Annotated in this window: 14 protein-coding genes; 11 read left to right on the top strand and 3 right to left on the bottom strand. The window is 44.1% G+C overall.

Annotated features, from left to right (window positions below):
• The first annotated feature begins 95 nt into the window (after nucleotides 1–95).
• Nucleotides 96–1,277, top strand: coding sequence for a methionine gamma-lyase (megL, locus tag CVD23_RS13025; RefSeq protein WP_101666259.1), 1,182 nt, complete (start codon nucleotides 96–98; stop codon nucleotides 1,275–1,277).
• Nucleotides 1,278–1,328: 51 nt separating this feature from the next.
• Here the strand turns inward: megL and CVD23_RS13020 are convergent, their stop codons facing one another.
• Nucleotides 1,329–1,808, bottom strand: a complete 480-nt coding sequence (locus CVD23_RS13020; protein WP_101666258.1) for a GAF domain-containing protein — start codon at nucleotides 1,806–1,808, stop codon at nucleotides 1,329–1,331.
• A gap of 312 nt (nucleotides 1,809–2,120) precedes the next feature.
• On the opposite strand from CVD23_RS13020, the gene refZ reads away from it, so the two are divergent.
• The gene (refZ, locus tag CVD23_RS13015; protein WP_101576893.1) at nucleotides 2,121–2,759 is read left to right on the top strand and encodes a forespore capture DNA-binding protein RefZ; all 639 of its coding nucleotides are present in this window, start codon (nucleotides 2,121–2,123) and stop codon (nucleotides 2,757–2,759) included.
• Here the strand turns inward: refZ and hisJ are convergent.
• Nucleotides 2,740–3,546 carry a histidinol-phosphatase HisJ gene (gene hisJ, locus CVD23_RS13010; RefSeq protein ID WP_101576895.1) on the bottom strand — a complete coding sequence of 269 codons (807 nt, stop codon included), beginning with the start codon at nucleotides 3,544–3,546 and terminating at the stop codon, nucleotides 2,740–2,742. The two genes, refZ and hisJ, sit on opposite strands and share 20 nt — an antisense overlap.
• Nucleotides 3,547–3,798: 252 nt before the next feature.
• Here hisJ and ezrA point away from each other — a divergent pair, with 252 nt between their 5' ends.
• The 7 genes from ezrA to rarD all read left to right on the top strand — a co-directional run bounded on the left by ezrA (nucleotide 3,799) and on the right by rarD (nucleotide 13,092).
• On the top strand, nucleotides 3,799–5,487 hold the full coding sequence (ezrA, locus tag CVD23_RS13005) for a septation ring formation regulator EzrA (RefSeq protein WP_101666257.1): 1,689 nt from the start codon (nucleotides 3,799–3,801) through the stop codon (nucleotides 5,485–5,487).
• A 127-nt stretch (nucleotides 5,488–5,614) separates the two neighbouring features.
• Nucleotides 5,615–6,760 carry a cysteine desulfurase family protein gene (locus CVD23_RS13000; protein WP_101666256.1) on the top strand — a complete coding sequence of 382 codons (1,146 nt, stop codon included), beginning with the start codon at nucleotides 5,615–5,617 and terminating at the stop codon, nucleotides 6,758–6,760.
• Between the two features lies 1 nt (nucleotide 6,761).
• On the top strand, nucleotides 6,762–7,970 hold the full coding sequence (gene thiI / locus CVD23_RS12995; RefSeq protein WP_101666255.1) for a tRNA uracil 4-sulfurtransferase ThiI: 1,209 nt from the start codon (nucleotides 6,762–6,764) through the stop codon (nucleotides 7,968–7,970).
• 247 nt (nucleotides 7,971–8,217) lie between these two features.
• Complete coding sequence (gene mbcS, locus CVD23_RS12990; RefSeq protein WP_101576904.1) at nucleotides 8,218–9,804, top strand: acyl-CoA synthetase MbcS; 1,587 nt, start codon at nucleotides 8,218–8,220, stop codon at nucleotides 9,802–9,804.
• Nucleotides 9,805–9,855: 51 nt separating this feature from the next.
• A complete protein-coding gene (locus CVD23_RS21650; protein ID WP_142382899.1) occupies nucleotides 9,856–10,509 on the top strand; it encodes a hypothetical protein in 654 nt (217 codons plus the stop codon).
• Nucleotides 10,448–12,058 (top strand): amidohydrolase, encoded by a 1,611-nt coding sequence (locus CVD23_RS12985; RefSeq protein ID WP_101666254.1) that lies wholly within the window; start codon nucleotides 10,448–10,450, stop codon nucleotides 12,056–12,058. Before CVD23_RS21650 ends, CVD23_RS12985 begins: the two co-directional genes overlap by 62 nt.
• Before the next feature lie 104 nt (nucleotides 12,059–12,162).
• Nucleotides 12,163–13,092: an EamA family transporter RarD gene (rarD, locus tag CVD23_RS12980; protein ID WP_101666253.1), complete on the top strand. Its 930-nt coding sequence runs from the start codon at nucleotides 12,163–12,165 to the stop codon at nucleotides 13,090–13,092.
• Nucleotides 13,093–13,135: 43 nt separating this feature from the next.
• Here rarD and CVD23_RS12975 read toward each other — a convergent pair whose 3' ends face one another.
• Complete coding sequence (locus CVD23_RS12975) at nucleotides 13,136–13,936, bottom strand: NAD kinase (RefSeq protein ID WP_101576911.1); 801 nt, start codon at nucleotides 13,934–13,936, stop codon at nucleotides 13,136–13,138.
• 203 nt (nucleotides 13,937–14,139) lie between these two features.
• Between CVD23_RS12975 and sppA the strand changes: the two genes are divergently transcribed.
• Together sppA and CVD23_RS12965 are read left to right on the top strand one after the other, a co-directional pair.
• A complete protein-coding gene (gene sppA / locus CVD23_RS12970; RefSeq protein ID WP_101666252.1) occupies nucleotides 14,140–15,150 on the top strand; it encodes a signal peptide peptidase SppA in 1,011 nt (336 codons plus the stop codon).
• Nucleotides 15,151–15,162: 12 nt separating this feature from the next.
• Nucleotides 15,163–15,729: an RDD family protein gene (locus CVD23_RS12965; protein ID WP_101666251.1), complete on the top strand. Its 567-nt coding sequence runs from the start codon at nucleotides 15,163–15,165 to the stop codon at nucleotides 15,727–15,729.
• Nucleotides 15,730–15,748 lie beyond the last annotated feature (19 nt).

Genomic DNA, 15,748 nt, shown 5'->3' with positions numbered 1-15,748 from the left:
CTTTCCTTTCCTCGAAAAATATCATATTCTAAAAGAGGGCAAATATGATAAATCACAATAATGTAAGCGTTTCCAATGAGCGGAGGGGGTTAGGAATGAAAAAAGAACGGTTTGAAACAAGTGTTATTCATGCAGGCTATGATTCCAGCCATTTCCAGGGGAGCCTGGTGCCACCCCTGTATCAAACATCCACGTTTACTTTCGACAATGCCGAACAAGGAGAAAAGCGCTTTGCCGGTGAAGAGCCTGGTTTTATTTACTCAAGGCTTGGAAATCCGACCGTTAAACTTCTTGAAACGCGGATAGCAGAGCTTGAAAATGGCGAAGCAGGTCTTGCTTTTGGCTCTGGTATGGCGGCAGTTTCTGCAGTTTTATTTGCTTTGCTCAAGGCCGGCGACCACATATTATGCTCGCAGGGTGTATATGGCTGTACATTCGGATTGCTGAGCCTGCTGAATGAGAAGTTTCTTATAACCCATGATTTTTCGAGGATGGGGACAAAGGAAGAGCTGCTTGCGGGTATCAAGGCTGAAACAGCATGCATTTATGTGGAAACACCCATTAATCCGACGATGAAACTGGTCGATTTGCAGATGGTAGCCGAAGTGGGCAGGCAAAAAGGAATCCCGATCATTGTCGATAATACATTTTGTTCACCATATTTACAGACGCCGATAAGCCTTGGCTGCGATGTAGTCATTCATAGTGCGACAAAGTATATTTGTGGACATGGAGATGTAATTGCAGGCCTGGCAGTCGGCACGCGTGCATTCATGGACATGGTAAGTAAAACGACATTGAAGGATATCGGCGGAATCATTGCTCCTTTTGACGCCTGGCTGCTCTTGCGCGGGCTCAAGACATTGCCTGTCCGAATGGATCGCCATTGTGAAAATGCTGAAAAACTTGCCTCTTTCTTAAAAAAACATCCGCAAGTCGATCGCATTTTTTTCCCGGGTGATCAAGAACACAGTGATTATAAAATTGCCGCGACACAAATGCGCAAGCCTGGCGGACTCATTTCATTTACAATCAAAGGAACCAAGCATGATGCACAGCAGTTTATGAATCAATTGAACTTAATCAAAATTGCTGTCAGCCTCGGGGATGCAGAAACTTTAATCCAGCACCCGGCGACAATGACGCATGCTGTTGTACCACAAGAAACGAGAAAACAGATGGAGATTGAGGACAATCTCCTCCGCCTGTCAGTTGGGTTGGAAGCGTGGCAGGACATCGAAGACGATTTGGCCCAGGCTTTTGCGAAGATGAATTGACGGCGTACAGAAAAACAGCCTGGCCGAATCCGGTCAGGCTGTTTTCACACTTTACAAATATTGGACAAGTGATTCGGAAAACTTCTCAAGCTTGGCTTGATCCAACACATCAAAGCGGTTTTTTTCAGGGGAATCAATATCCAAAACTCCAAGCAGCTTTCCATCCTTTAGCAATGGAATAACGATTTCCGATTGTGATGCCGCATCACACGCAATGTGGCCCGGGAACAGATGAACATCTTCCACCCTTACCGTTTCCTGCAATTGCGCCGCTTTACCGCACACACCTTTTCCGACTGGAATGCGTACACAGGCCGGCAGCCCTTGAAACGGCCCGAGCACGAGCTCATCGTCCTCAAGTAAATAAAAGCCTACCCAGTTAACCCGGTCCAAAAATTGATTTAACAGGGCAGACGCATTGCTTAAATTCGCAATCCGATTTGGTTCCCCTTCCAATAGAGCATTAAGCTGTTTTATCACCATTTCGTAATTATCTTCCCGTGTACCCTGATAGGAATCGACCTCAAACATCATCGTTCACCTCACTTCCTGAGTTTTTATCTTTCACAGTAGCATAATCCGCTGAAAAGCGGGTACTTTGTCGATAATTATATAAAGGAAAGTCAAGAGATGCAAAGAATGTTACTTATATGAGTCAATTTCACAATGTAACAAGCTAAACCGAAAAAGAACAAAGTTGTCCAGATATACAGGAGTATGCGTAGGAAACGAATAATACTACCTTAACATTAAGGACTGTTCTTTTTTCACTAAAGAATTGCTTTATGAAATTCATTCATATACTACTTTTAATCGAACAGAATCAGACTGGAGGAGGAAAAGGTGAAAAAAAATTGTAAGGATGCGATTGTCGAGGCGGCCATTATGCTTTTCAATACAAAAGGATACAATGGAATTTCGATCCGGGACATCGCACGAAAAGCAGAGGTGAATCCCGCCAATATTGCTTATTATTTTCATAATAAGCACGGCCTGCTCGAATACTGCTTTATGAACTTTTTTGAAAACTATATGGCAGAGATCGAAAAAGGCTTTGCACAGATTGAGCTCGGGGCCGCCCATTGTTTAAAGGAGATCGGCAAAAATCTTCTTGCATACCAGTGTGAGAATATTCATTTAACAAGATTTATTTTAAGGGAAATGTCGATTGACTCTCAAGTTGTCAGGGAAATTATGTCCACTTATTATGTTAAAGAACGCTTTTATTTTAAAACGGTGCTTGAAAAAGGAATCGAAGCTGGCGAATTTTCGATCCAATCGATTCCGTATACGATCATCCAGTTTAAAGGACTTTTAATGATGCCTTTTTTAAATATTCAATATGCAACCGAAGTGCTCCATGTTTTTCCGCATGAACAATACTTTTTGAAAATGTATGAACAGGAGCTCGTCCTTTGGATTGAACGGATGTTATGCACAAGTGAGCGCGAGCGGGTACTGGCTATTCAGGGAGCTGGATAAAAGCCATCTGTTCACGTCCTTGTCCCAGCTCTTTTGCCTGATGTGCGTCAGAACCATAAACAAGGGGAATTCCAAGCTCGACTGCTTTTTCAGCAATCCAGTCTGGCGGATAAGGCTCCCGGCATAGCGGTTTTGCGGTTCCAGCTCCGTTATAATCAAGTGCGTAATCGTAAATTTTCAGCACGAGAAGAATCTCAGCAAGTCTTTCGCTGTAATCGTATGCGGCAGGAAATTTTTTATGGAACTTCCTGACAAGGGTGATATGCCCGATCCGCGTCGGCTTATAGCGGCCAAGATTAGCTTTGATTGATAAAAGCAATGTATCAAAATAGCGCTCATATAACGCTTCGATTGTCCCGTACTTTTCGATCATTTGTCCGAAAACTTCAGGGCTGTAATCGAGGCAGTCATAGCTGTCGCGATATTTTAAAAAGTGCACAGATAAAATGGCATCATCCAGTTTAGGTCCCACTTTGTCCAAAAACCTCCGTGTTTCCTCTTCATATCCTTCAATAAAGTCGACTTCCAAGCCTGTGTTTATTTTGATTACACCGGCAAATTTTTTCTTTAAAACGTCGAGATCAGCAAAATAAGCATCCAGTAATTCAGGATTCATGGCACTGTCTTTTCCTGGAGCCGGGTCCTCAAACTGCTCCGGAAGCGGTGCATGCTCGGTAAAAGTTATCTCCTGAAATCCGAGTTTAATGGCTTTTTCGATGTACTCGGAAAATGAATCCGCTGTTCCATGCGGACAATATTTTGTATGAATATGGCCATCCTTCAGCATTTGCCGCCCTCCTTTTTTTATTTAAGGGGTCCCCATCAGCTTTTTTTAATACTGGGATATTTTATGAGGAATATCCCGACTTGAAATAAGCTAATAGCCGAATTTTTGTTGCTATTTCAAGAAAAAGTGAAATTATTAGTCAAAAATTGTCGTTTACATGGTATCATAAAAACTAAGAAAACACATTTTATTCATTTTTTACATAGAACCGTACAATTGCTCCAAATTCGGTATGTAAACTGGGGGTTTACAATGGAATACATCATTGGCGGATTAGCCATTATTATCATTTTATTTTTAAGCGGCTTTTTATTGAGAAAAAAATTTTATCATGACATTGACCGGCTGGAAGGCTGGAAGATTGATATAATGAACCGGCCTGTATTGGATGAGATGTCAAAGGTTAAACAGTTAAATATGACCGGGCAAACAGAGAAACTGTTTGAACGCTGGCGCGAAGAATGGGACGAGATCGTGACGACGCGGCTGCCGGCTGTTGAAGACCTTTTGTTCGACGCAGAAGAGTTTATCGATAAATATCGCTTTGGCAAATCGAAAGAAGTGCAGTCAAGAATAGAGCGGGAGCTTACTGAAACAGAAGAACAGATAAAAAGCATCCTGCATGAACTTCATGAACTTGTCGGCAGCGAAGAAAAAAACCGCGCAGAGATCGACGGATTAAAGGAACAATACCGCGAAAATAAAAAAACTTTGCTTGCGCACAGGCATAATTACGGAAAAGCTGAAGCAAAGCTTGAACAAAATTTGGACCGTGTTATGGCGAAATTCGAGGATTTCGATGATAAGACGAACCAGGGCAATTATCTTGAAGCGCGGGAAGTGGTGCTTGTCATAAAGGACGAGCTTGAAAAAATCAACTACTGCCTTGAAAATCTGCCGCATTTATTGGTGGAATGCCAGTCAACGATTCCTGGCCATATTCATGAAGTCAAAGAGGGTTGCCGGGAGATGACAGCTCAAGGGTATGTTTTGGACCATCTCCAGCTTGACAAGGAAACCGACAGGCTTGAAACAGAACTGGCCGCATACGTGGCTTATCTCGAACAGGCTGAAATTTCCGAAGTGGAGAACGGAATCCAGGCATTAAAAGAAAGTGTCGAAAATTTATTCGATATTCTTGAACGGGAAGTAGATGCGAAACGCTTTATAAGCCAGCATGGACAGGGAATAAAAAACTTCCTGGAAAAGCTGCTTAATGAAAAAGAACAGTTGAAGGCCGAGACTCTTTCAGTCCAACAGAGCTATCATTTGGCGGAAAATGATCTGAAGAATCTGGCTGAAATGGAGAAGCATTTGTCAGAGCTTGCGAAAAGGCATCTGGTACTTGAGACAAGACTGGCTGAGAATGATACTGCACAATCGGTATTAGGCGAAGAGTTAAGAGAAGTCCAGCAGTTGCTTGAAGCCGTACTGGATGAACAGAAAGAATATGCGCAGAAGCTCCAGACACTCCGAAAAGATGAAATGTCGGCGCATGAAAAAGTTGCTGAGCTAAAGAAGAAGATCGCTGAGACGATCAGATCGGTATCGAAAAGCAATATTCCGGGCCTGTCGCATACATATCAATATTTATTGGATGATGCCAATGAGAGTATTCAGAATGTGGTGCTGAAGCTGGAGGAAAAGCCTCTTGATATCCCGGCGGTACAGAGGTATTTGGAAGTAGCCGTTTTAACGGTCGAAAAGCTGGCAAATACAACGCTTGAACTTGTTGAAAACGCGATGCTTGCTGAAAAAGTCATCCAATACGGCAACCGTTACCGAAGCCGTTATCCATCTGTCGCAAAAGGGCTTGTTGAAGCAGAATCTGCATTTAGAAGCTTTGATTACCAGGCGGCATTGGAGCAGGCGGCAACATCTATAGAGGAAGTCGAGCCGGGTGCGTTAAGAAAAATTGAAATGATATTAGCAAAGGAATAGAAAAACAGGCCAACGTTGCGGCCTGTTTTTTTTGAATTTGTTTGCGATTACGGCTGGATTTGCGTCAATTGATTATGTTAACATTTAAAGTTGGCATAAATGTTTTAAAAACAAGGGGGAAGACACGATGATTTACTTTGATAACAGTGCGACAACCAAGCCTTACAAGGAAGTATTGGATTCGTATGTAAAGGTGTCCTCAGATTACTTTGGCAACCCTTCTTCACTCCACAGCGCCGGTGCCCAGGCAGAAAAGCTGCTTTCACGTGCTAGAGCAGAGCTGGCAAAATTAATGAATGTCAAGGCTAACGAAATATATTTTACATCCGGAGGTACGGAAGGTAATAACCTGGCGATTAAAGGTGCCGCCCTGGCATATAAAGGACGGGGCAGGCACATCATCACGACGCAGGTTGAGCATACCTCCGTCAGGGAAGCAATCGAACAATTGAAACGTGATTATGGTTTCAGCGTAACCTATATTGCACCGGATTCTGACGGAAGAGTAAGGATCACTGATATCGAAAAGGCTATAACCGATGAAACGATGCTTGTCTCGGTCATTCATGTAAATAATGAGGTCGGCACAATCCAGCCGATTTGCGAAATTGGTCATATGCTGAAAAACTACCACAAGATCATCTTTCATGTCGACCACGTCCAGGGGATTGGAAAAGTACCTTTGGATATGTATGAATGCGGTATTGGTCTTTGCACCATATCCGGCCATAAATTTCACGGGTTGAAGGGTACGGGTGCCCTGTTTGTAAAGGGAGGTCTTACGCTGTCACCGCTTTTTTCCGGAGGGAACCAGGAATCGAAAATAAGAAGCGGTACAGAAAATGTTGCCGGGATGGTAGCCATGGCCAAAGCGATGCGAATGACTTTCTCGAAAAGGGAAGAACATTTGCAGCAAATGGAAGCAATCAAGGAAAAATTAAGGGAAGAACTGCAAACAATCGTGGGCGTAAAAATTCATACTCCACGAAAATTTTCTGCGCCGCATATTTTAAATTTTTCAATAAAAGGATTTAAAGCAGAGGTTTTTGTTCACGCCCTTGAAGAAGAGGGAGTTTACGTTTCAACGACTAGCGCATGTTCATCAAAGCAAAAAACGGCAAGTTCAACACTTTTGGCGATGGGTGTTCCGGATGATGAGGCGGGCAGTGCGGTACGGATCAGCCTCTCATACGATAATACAGTAGAGGAAGCAGGCCAGGTAATCGACACGATCAAGAACGCGATAGACAAATTGGGAAGGGTTATGAATTAACATGAATTATGATCGAATTCTTATTCGCTATGGTGAAATATCAACAAAAGGAAGAAACCGCAATAAATTTATTAGCCTCCTTAAGGCAAGCATCCAAAGAGTTTTGCGCGATTATCCAAACGCTGCCGTTGAGGCGGACCGTGATCGGATGTATGTCTTGCTTAACGGCGAAGATGGAGAAGAAATTGCGGTAAAACTTAAAAGGGTGTTTGGAATCCAATCGTTCAGCCTCGCCGTTAAAACCGACCGGAATGTTGATGAAATGAAATCGGCTGCGTTGAAGCTGTTCTCGCGAATTTACGAGCAAGGGAAAACCTTTAAAATTACTGCCAAAAGAGGCGACAAAACGTTTCAGTTAAACACAGATGAAATTAATCACGAATTTGGCGGATATTTGTTAAAAAATATTCCCGGTCTTAAGGTAAACGTGAAAAACCCTGATATTAATCTGCAAATTGAAGTCAGGAAAGAGGCAGTGTACCTTTCCTGCGAAAATATCCACGGTGCCGGAGGACTCCCTGTCGCTTCAAGCGGCAAAGCAATGCTGATGCTTTCAGGGGGAATTGACAGTCCTGTAGCCGGCTATTTGGCGATGAAAAAGGGAGTCGATATTGAAGCAGTCCATTTTCACAGCCCTCCATTTACGAGTGAACGGGCCAGGCAAAAGGTAATTGACCTATCTGAAAAGCTTGCCGGTGTCAGTGGTGCTATCACGCTCCATATCGTTCCGTTTACTGAAATCCAACAGCTGATCCAAAAACAGATTCCGGAGAATTATACAATGACGACGACAAGGCGGCTGATGCTGAGAATAACCGATGAATTGCGCCGAAAGCAGGGAGGCCTTGCGATCGTCACCGGGGAAAGTCTCGGCCAGGTTGCCAGCCAAACGCTCGAAAGCATGTTTACAATCAATGAGGTCACCGACACACCGATTTTAAGACCGTTAATTTCGATGGATAAAACGGAAATTATGTCGATTGCCCACAGCATTGATACACACGATATTTCAATTCGGCCGTATGAAGACTGCTGTACTGTTTTTGTACCGGCGGCTCCGAAAACGAAGCCGCGGCGCGAGAAAGTTCAGCGCTATGAAAGTTTTATCGATTTTGAACCGTATATTCAAAAAGCTGTTAATGATACGCAGCTGCTGAACATCAAACCTGGATTCGGCAACGAAGCAGAACAAATTGATGAGCTGTTCTAGAAGTTTTCGAAATACGAATGTTTTTCGGAGGTTTGGCACATCCTATTGATAGGGAGACGCGATGGCACGAAATGCCGGGGTTCAACCTGAATGAAGTGCGATGTTATGCTGCTTAGTTTCTTAAACCCAATGAAAATAAATGGCTACATGGAGCGGGTTCGCCTGCTCCTATTTTTTGTGTGATTTTAAAATGTTGAAAAATTTAGTATAATAATTTTGCAGAGAATTCATGTGAGGGGGAATATTTTTGAAACGGGAAGACTTAATTGCACCTGATAAATATAATTTGGTTCGTGAGATGGAACGTTTTGCAGCTGATCCGGGGAAACTGGCAGTTAAATGGGAAAATGAAACAGGAGAAACCAGTGAAATTACATATCAACAGCTGATAAAAAATGCGAATAAAATTGGCAATGTATTTCTTCGCAGCGGCCTGCGGCGGGGGGATGTCGTTCTAATCATGGTCCCGCGCCTGATCCGGGCTTATGAAGTGTATTTTGCTGCTTTAAAAGCGGGGCTGGTCGTTATTCCAAGTTCGGAAATGCTGCGCAGTAAGGATTTACAATATCGAATTAGCCATGGTGACGTCAAGGCAATCGTCAGCTACTATCCATATGTTGAGCAATTTTCCGATATCGGAGAAATGGCAGGCCTTGAAAAGTTTGTGATTGGCGGAAAAACTGAAGACTGGACCGACCTTGATGAAGAAATGGTGGGTGAATCAGATGAAATGGCAATCGCGGCAACTTCGCGGGACGATATGGCGTTTTTATCATATACTTCAGGAACAACCGGAAATCCGAAGGGGGTCGTGCACACGCACGGCTGGGCCTATGCCCATTTGAAGACAGCGGCCGAGAAGTGGCTTTCTATTAAAGAAGGCGATGTGGTCTGGGCAACGGCAGGGCCGGGTTGGCAAAAATGGATATGGAGTCCGTTTTTATCAGTTCTTGGAACTGGTGGAACCGGCCTTGTTTATCATGGCAAATTTGAGCCGAAAAAATATTTGTCGTTATTGGACAAATATGAAGTTAATGTACTGTGCTGTACGCCAACCGAGTACAGGCTGATGGCAAAGGCTGACAACCTTGATGAGTACAAGCTTTCACATCTTCACAGTGCTGTATCTGCAGGCGAACCGTTAAACAGGGAAGTGATTGATACATTTAGAAAATATTTTAACGTTGATGTTCGGGATGGGTACGGACAAACGGAAAATACGCTTCTTGTCGGTGTGACGAAGGGGATGGAGCTTAAAGCTGGTTCAATGGGAAAACCTACCCCTGGCAACCGTGTAGAGATTGTTAACGATGAAGGAGAGCCATGCCAGCCTGGCGAGGTCGGCGATATTGCCGTCCATGTGGAAACACCTGCTCTATTTAAAAAATATTATAAAGACCCGGAGCGAACGTCGATGCAGTTCAGGGGCGATTATTATATCACCGGTGACAAGGCAAAGAAAGATGAGGACGGCTATTTCTGGTTTGAAGGGCGCGGTGATGATATTATTGTCAGCTCGGGTTACACGATCGGACCTTTTGAAGTGGAAGACGCGCTCGTGAAACATCCTTTTGTAAAAGAATGTGCCGTTGTCGCAAGCCCGGATGAAATCCGCGGACATGTCGTCAAAGCGTTCGTTATTTTGCGCGATGGAGTTGATCGAAATTCAGCAGATCTGGTCAAGAACCTGCAGGATCATGTCAAAGGATTAACAGCGCCATACAAATACCCAAGAAAATTCGAGTTTTTAGACGAGCTGCCGAAAACCACTTCGGGAAAAATCAGGAGAATTGAACTCCGCCAGAAGGAATTAGGGATGTTGAAGGAGAACTAATCCTATAATAAGTCGGATATATTCTCAACTTTGGGAAGGATATCGTCAAGCTTGGGAAGGATATCGTCAACTTCCCGGATATATCGTCAAGTTTGGAAAGATATCGTCAACTTCGGGAAGGATATCGTCAACTTCCTGAATATATCGTCAAGCTTGGGAAGGATATCGTCAACTTCGGGAAGGATATCGTCAACTTCGGGAAGGATATCGTCAACTTCCCGGATATATCGTCAAGTTTGGAAAGATATCGTCAACTTCGGGAAGGATATCGTCAACTTCCCGAATATATCGTCAAGTTTGGAAGGATATCGTCAACTTCCCGAATATATCGTCAAGTTTGGAAGGATATCGTCAACTTCCCGAATATATCGTCAAGCTTGGAAGGATATCGTCAACTTCCCGGATATATCGTCAAGTTTGGAAGGATATCGTCAACTTCGGGAAGGATATCGTCAACTTCCCGAATATATCGTCAACTTAGGGAAGAATATCGTCGAACATCCCGGATATATCGAACCTTACAGTCCGCACAGATCGGCAGTTTACAAGATGATGTTTTCCCGTGATATTTGGTATACTTATTCAAAAAATGCAGGCGTATTCCGTCTGCATTTTCAAATGGAAAAGCAAGGGGAAATGGATGATGGGAACGCTCTGGCACGGTGGACTAATTTATACGATGGAGACGGAAGGCGAGCAGGTTGAAGCCATTTATACGGAAAATGGCACGGTCATGGCAACGGGAACCTTCGCAGGTCTTCAGGGAAAATATCAAAACGAGATATCTGAAATCAATCATTTACATGGAAAAACAATGTTGCCAGGCTTTGTCGACAGCCATATGCATCTAATCGGCCATGGTGAGACGCTGATCAGGCTTGATCTTTCCAGGCATACCTCGAAGCAAGCGGTATTTAAAGCTGTAGAGGATTATGCGGACCGCACAGCACCAGGCAAGTGGATCATCGGGGAAGGCTGGAATGAAAATCTGTGGAAAAATCCTGAAGTTATTTCCCGGGAAGAAATGGATGCGCTTGTCCCGGATCATCCCGTGCTACTCAAGCGCGTCTGCCGCCATGCTTTAGTCGCCAATTCGCTCGCTTTAAAAGCGGCCAATATAACCTCGGCAACGATCTGTCCTCCCGGAGGGGTCATTGACAAGAGTGATTCGGGAAAATTGACTGGACTTCTGAAGGACCAGGCCCAGGATCTCCTTTTGTCAGCTTTGCCTGATGTCGAGGAAGAATATTTGCAGCAGGCGTTGCGGGCAGCGATAAAAAACGCCTGGCGTCTCGGCCTGACCGGGGCCCACACAGAGGATTTAAATTATTATGGCGGTTTTCAAAAGACATATGAAACATTTAAACATGTCATTGAAGATGAAGGATTGAGGTTCCGTGCCCACCTTCTCGTCCACCATGAAGTGGCTTCCGATCTTTATAAAGAGGGTGGCACTTTTCTCGGCGGAAATCAATGGATTGAATTTGGCGCAATCAAAATATTTGCGGACGGGGCACTGGGCGGTCGAACGGCCTTGCTGAGCCACCCGTATGCAGATGAACCCGGCACGAGCGGCGTTGCCATTTTTACAGAACAACAGTTGCTTGATATAGTCAAAAACGCGAGGGAACACGAGATGCCTGTCGCGATTCATACGATCGGCGATTTGGCCTTTGAGTACGCTTTAAATGCACTGGAGAAAAGCTCTTTGCAAGGTAAGGGAAGGGACCGGCTGATTCACGCCCAGATCTTACGCAGCGATTTAATCGAGCGGGCAAAAAAGCTTCCGTTAATCCTCGATATCCAGCCAATGTTCACAGCATCCGATTTCCCGTGGGTAGTCGAGCGGATTGGCGAGGAGCACATGAAATATTGTTATGCATGGAAAACTCTTCTCGACGCAGGCATTCCTTGCGCCGGAGGTTCGGATGCGCCGATCGAGCCAGCTGATCCGCTGCTCGGCATCCATGCTGCTGTCACAAGGTCGAACGTCGATGATCCTGCAAAGATCGCATATAAGCCAGAAGAAGCGTTATCGGTTTATGAAGCTGTCAGCTTGTTCACAAAAGGAAGCGCTTATGCGATTTGCCATGAACATGACCGCGGTCGCATTAAAGCAGGATACGCCGCCGATTTCACGGTTCTTTCCGAAAATATATTTGAAATTGATCCGCAGCAGATTGCTGATATACAAGTCGCAATGACGGTTGTTGATGGACAAATCGTTTATAAACTGGAAAATCCGGGGGTGTAATCCCGGATTTTTATTTTTTCACAAGCAATTATAGCTCACTATCCACACATTTCCTGTATAATAAAAAATATTTCGATACTAGAAAGAATAGAGGAACGAAGGAAATGAATCATGATGAACAACGATTAGGGGCCATTTACGCAGGCTTCTCTTATATTTTATGGGGATTGCTGCCGATCTATTGGAAGTTTTTGCATCATGTCAGTGCCTATGAAATTTTGGCAAGCCGGATTGTTTGGTCGTTTATTTTTATGCTTGCTGTCTTGTTTGTTCTAAGAAAGCAGAAAGCCTTCTTGCAGCAGCTGAAGGAGCTGAAAAACATTCGAAAAGCGGCTGCACTTGCTTGTGCTTCTTTGTTGATCAGTATCAACTGGTTTATTTATATTTGGGCAGTTCATACCGACCAAATGATTCAAGCCAGCCTTGGCTATTACATTAATCCGCTCGTCAGTGTTTTGCTCGGTATGCTTGTTTTCAAGGAAAAACTTTCGCCTGCACAATACTTATCGGTGCTGTTTGCCGCAATTGGCGTTCTCGTCTTGACGATTTCATACGGAAGCTTTCCATGGATTGCGTTGACACTCGCGGTCTCATTTGGTTTATATGGTCTCTCGAAAAAGCTGATCAAAGTCGATTCGGAAATTGGCTTGACGCTTGAAACTTTGATGGTGACTCCGATTGCCGCCATTTACATCGGCGTACTTTTTTACAATGGCGGCAATGCTTTTGCGTCTGTGTCCATCTCTACAGACCTGCTGCTGATTGGTGCAGGTGCTGCTACTGCCTTGCCATTGTTGTTTTTTGCAAAAGGCGCCCAGCGCATTCCATTATCAATGCTGGGATTCCTGCAATATATCGCGCCAACCTTAACACTCCTTCTTGGCGTGTTTGTCTATGGTGAACACTTTTCAAGAAATCACCTGCTCGCCTTCACATTTATTTGGGCAGCATTGACGATTTATTCAATTGCACGTACAAAAGCGGTCACAGCGCTCGAGCTGAAATGGAAAAAAAGCAAAGGCCTTGAAATGTGAGAAAGAGAGTCCGTTTTGGGGGACTCTCTTTCATTACAAAATTCTATAAAAAAGTCCGTTTCACTTTTTCCCAAAAAGAATTGTCCTTTAGTTTGACGGTTTTGATGACTTTGCCGCTTAATTTAATATCAATTTTTTCAACATGCTGGATGCTGAGTGCTTCATTGTCCATTCCCATTGTCGGGTAGTCATTGCCAGCCTGGGCAACTTTGAGGGTAAGCTGTCTGTCACCGCTCAATATGAAAGAAGACCCGAGCGTCCGGTAGCGATTATTGTTTAACGAAGCGAGCTCGCTCACCTGGAAGCACGGCAGCATCGGATCGACGATGGAACCATTAACCGATTTTGTATAGGCTGTGCTCCCAGTTGGTGTCGCGACAATCATGCCGTCGCCGCGGAAGGTTTCAAAGTAGTTCTGGTCGATGAAGACATCAAGAACAAAGGTTTTGATGATCGCGGAGCGGATACTGAACTCATTCAGGCAGCTGAAGGTAGATTCATCATCCAACGTTACATCAATGGTTGGATAGCGCCGAACCTCGATCTGTTCATTGGTCATTGCCTCAATCATTTTTGCGGTGTCATCAATATTAAAGTCGCAGTAAAGGCTTAAGCTGCCGGTTGTTGAAATACCTGCATACAAGCTATCCTCTTTAAAGCCTGTTTTTCTGACTGCCTGCAGAAATGTACCATCACCGCCGATGCTGACGATAATATTCGCGGTGTTAAAATCTTTAACAACGTTAAATCCGTATTGACTGGCAAGTTCGTAGAGGGGCGCTACTTTTTCCAGAGTTTCAACATCCCGCTTATGGTAAAGATATAAATTGCGGCGATTAGGCATGTTCATTCCTCCAAGCATAAGGTAGGTTATTTTGGTTCAATTCGTTTTCTGAAAAAAATGAATTTTCATACGTTCCTATTTTTAAACTACAGAGCTTGCCATTTTGCTAAAATATTAGATGTTGACATTAGTTTACCATGTTTTTGAAACATTTTGAAAGTGAGTCCGTATTAAAATGGAGTCATAAATAAGGGGGAAACATCATGAACGGTAAACGCTGGGCAGCACTTGGAATTGCTGCCGGATTATTTTTAGTATCAGTGATTGTTAATTTTGCAACAGCATTTGCATTAAATGATTGGGAAACTACATTTTCGGAGGTATTTGAAACATCCGATGATTTATTCCTTGAAGAGGTTGTCGAGGAAGGCGACGAATTTAGCAAAATTGCTGTGCTCGACGTCGATGGAGTTATTCAGGATACAGGCGACGCAGCTGCGCTGTTCGCAACCCCTGGATATAATCACCGTGCTTTTATGGAAAAACTGGAGCAAGTCAAGGATGACGATACCGTAAGCGCCATGATTATTCGTGTCAACTCGCCGGGCGGCGGAGTGGTCGAAAGTGCCGAAATCCATGATAAGCTTGTTGAGATTCAGAAAGAAACGAAAAAGCCTGTGTACGTCTCAATGGGATCGATGGCGGCTTCCGGAGGTTACTACATCTCAGCTCCTGCTGACAAAATTTATGCAAGCCCCGAGACAATGACCGGTTCTTTAGGTGTGATTATGCAAGGTATGAACTATAGCGGCCTTGCTGAAAAATATGGGGTCGATTTTGAAACAATCAAAAGCGGTCCATATAAGGATATTATGAGCCCGACGAGAGAGATGACAGCAGAAGAACGCGCGATTCTCCAGTCGATGATTGATAATTCTTATAAAGGTTTTGTAGACGTTATCGCTGAAGGCCGTGGCTTGTCCGAAGATCAGGTAAGGCAAATTGCCGACGGACGCATTTATGACGGACGCCAGGCGAAGGAATTGAACCTGATTGATGATTTCGGTTATTTAGACGATGTCATTGAGGCGTTGAAAAAAGACCATGACTTAAGCGGCGCGATGGTTGTCCAATATACCGAAAATCTGGGCTTTGGCTCTTTATTTAGTATGGGGGCGCACAAAATCATGGGGGAAGAGCTGGAAATGGCCGGAATTATGAAGCTGTTATCCCAGCCGTATGCTCCACGTCTCATGTATTTATATGCTGAATAAGGAGGGAAACCGATGAGTGTTAACGATTCTTCAGAAAAAAATCTCGATCAACAGGACGAAGCGTCCGTAACCCTGGAAAGCTTGGAGGCTGGCGAATCTTTTCCTGCCGAAAATGCTAATCGAGTTTCTGATTCAGATTATGCGGTCAGCGCTCCTCCAGCTCCTGTATTGCGCTTTGCCGGCTTCTGGATGCGCTTTTGGGCATATCTTTTAGATTTAATTGTCGTTGGAAGCATCGATCGCCTAATCATGAATCCGATTTTCAGGGTACTTGATATTCCCCTGCATGAAATGGGAATTTTCGCGCCAATCACAATTGCAACAGCCATTACTTTCTATGCCTACTTTGTGCTGATGACGAAGTTCTTCGGGCAAACGCTCGGGAAGATGGTGTTTGGGCTTAAGGTCGTTGATTTAGATGGAAGCAAGTTATCGTGGGGAACTGTTCTGTTTAGAGAATGGATTGGGCGCTTTATTTCATCAACAATCATAGTGGGCTATATAATTGTCGCTTTTTTGCCGAAAAAACAGGGACTGCACGATCTGTTTTCAGACACAACAGTCGTTCATGAAAGATAGAAACGTAAACCTGCCATAA

The organism is Bacillus sp. V33-4 (assembly GCF_002860225.1).
In the GTDB taxonomy this organism is placed as follows: Bacteria; Bacillota; Bacilli; order Bacillales; family Cytobacillaceae; genus Bacillus_BJ; species Bacillus_BJ canaveralius.
Note: the sequence above shows the minus strand (reverse complement) of the source record. Positions and strands in the feature narration are given on the sequence as shown.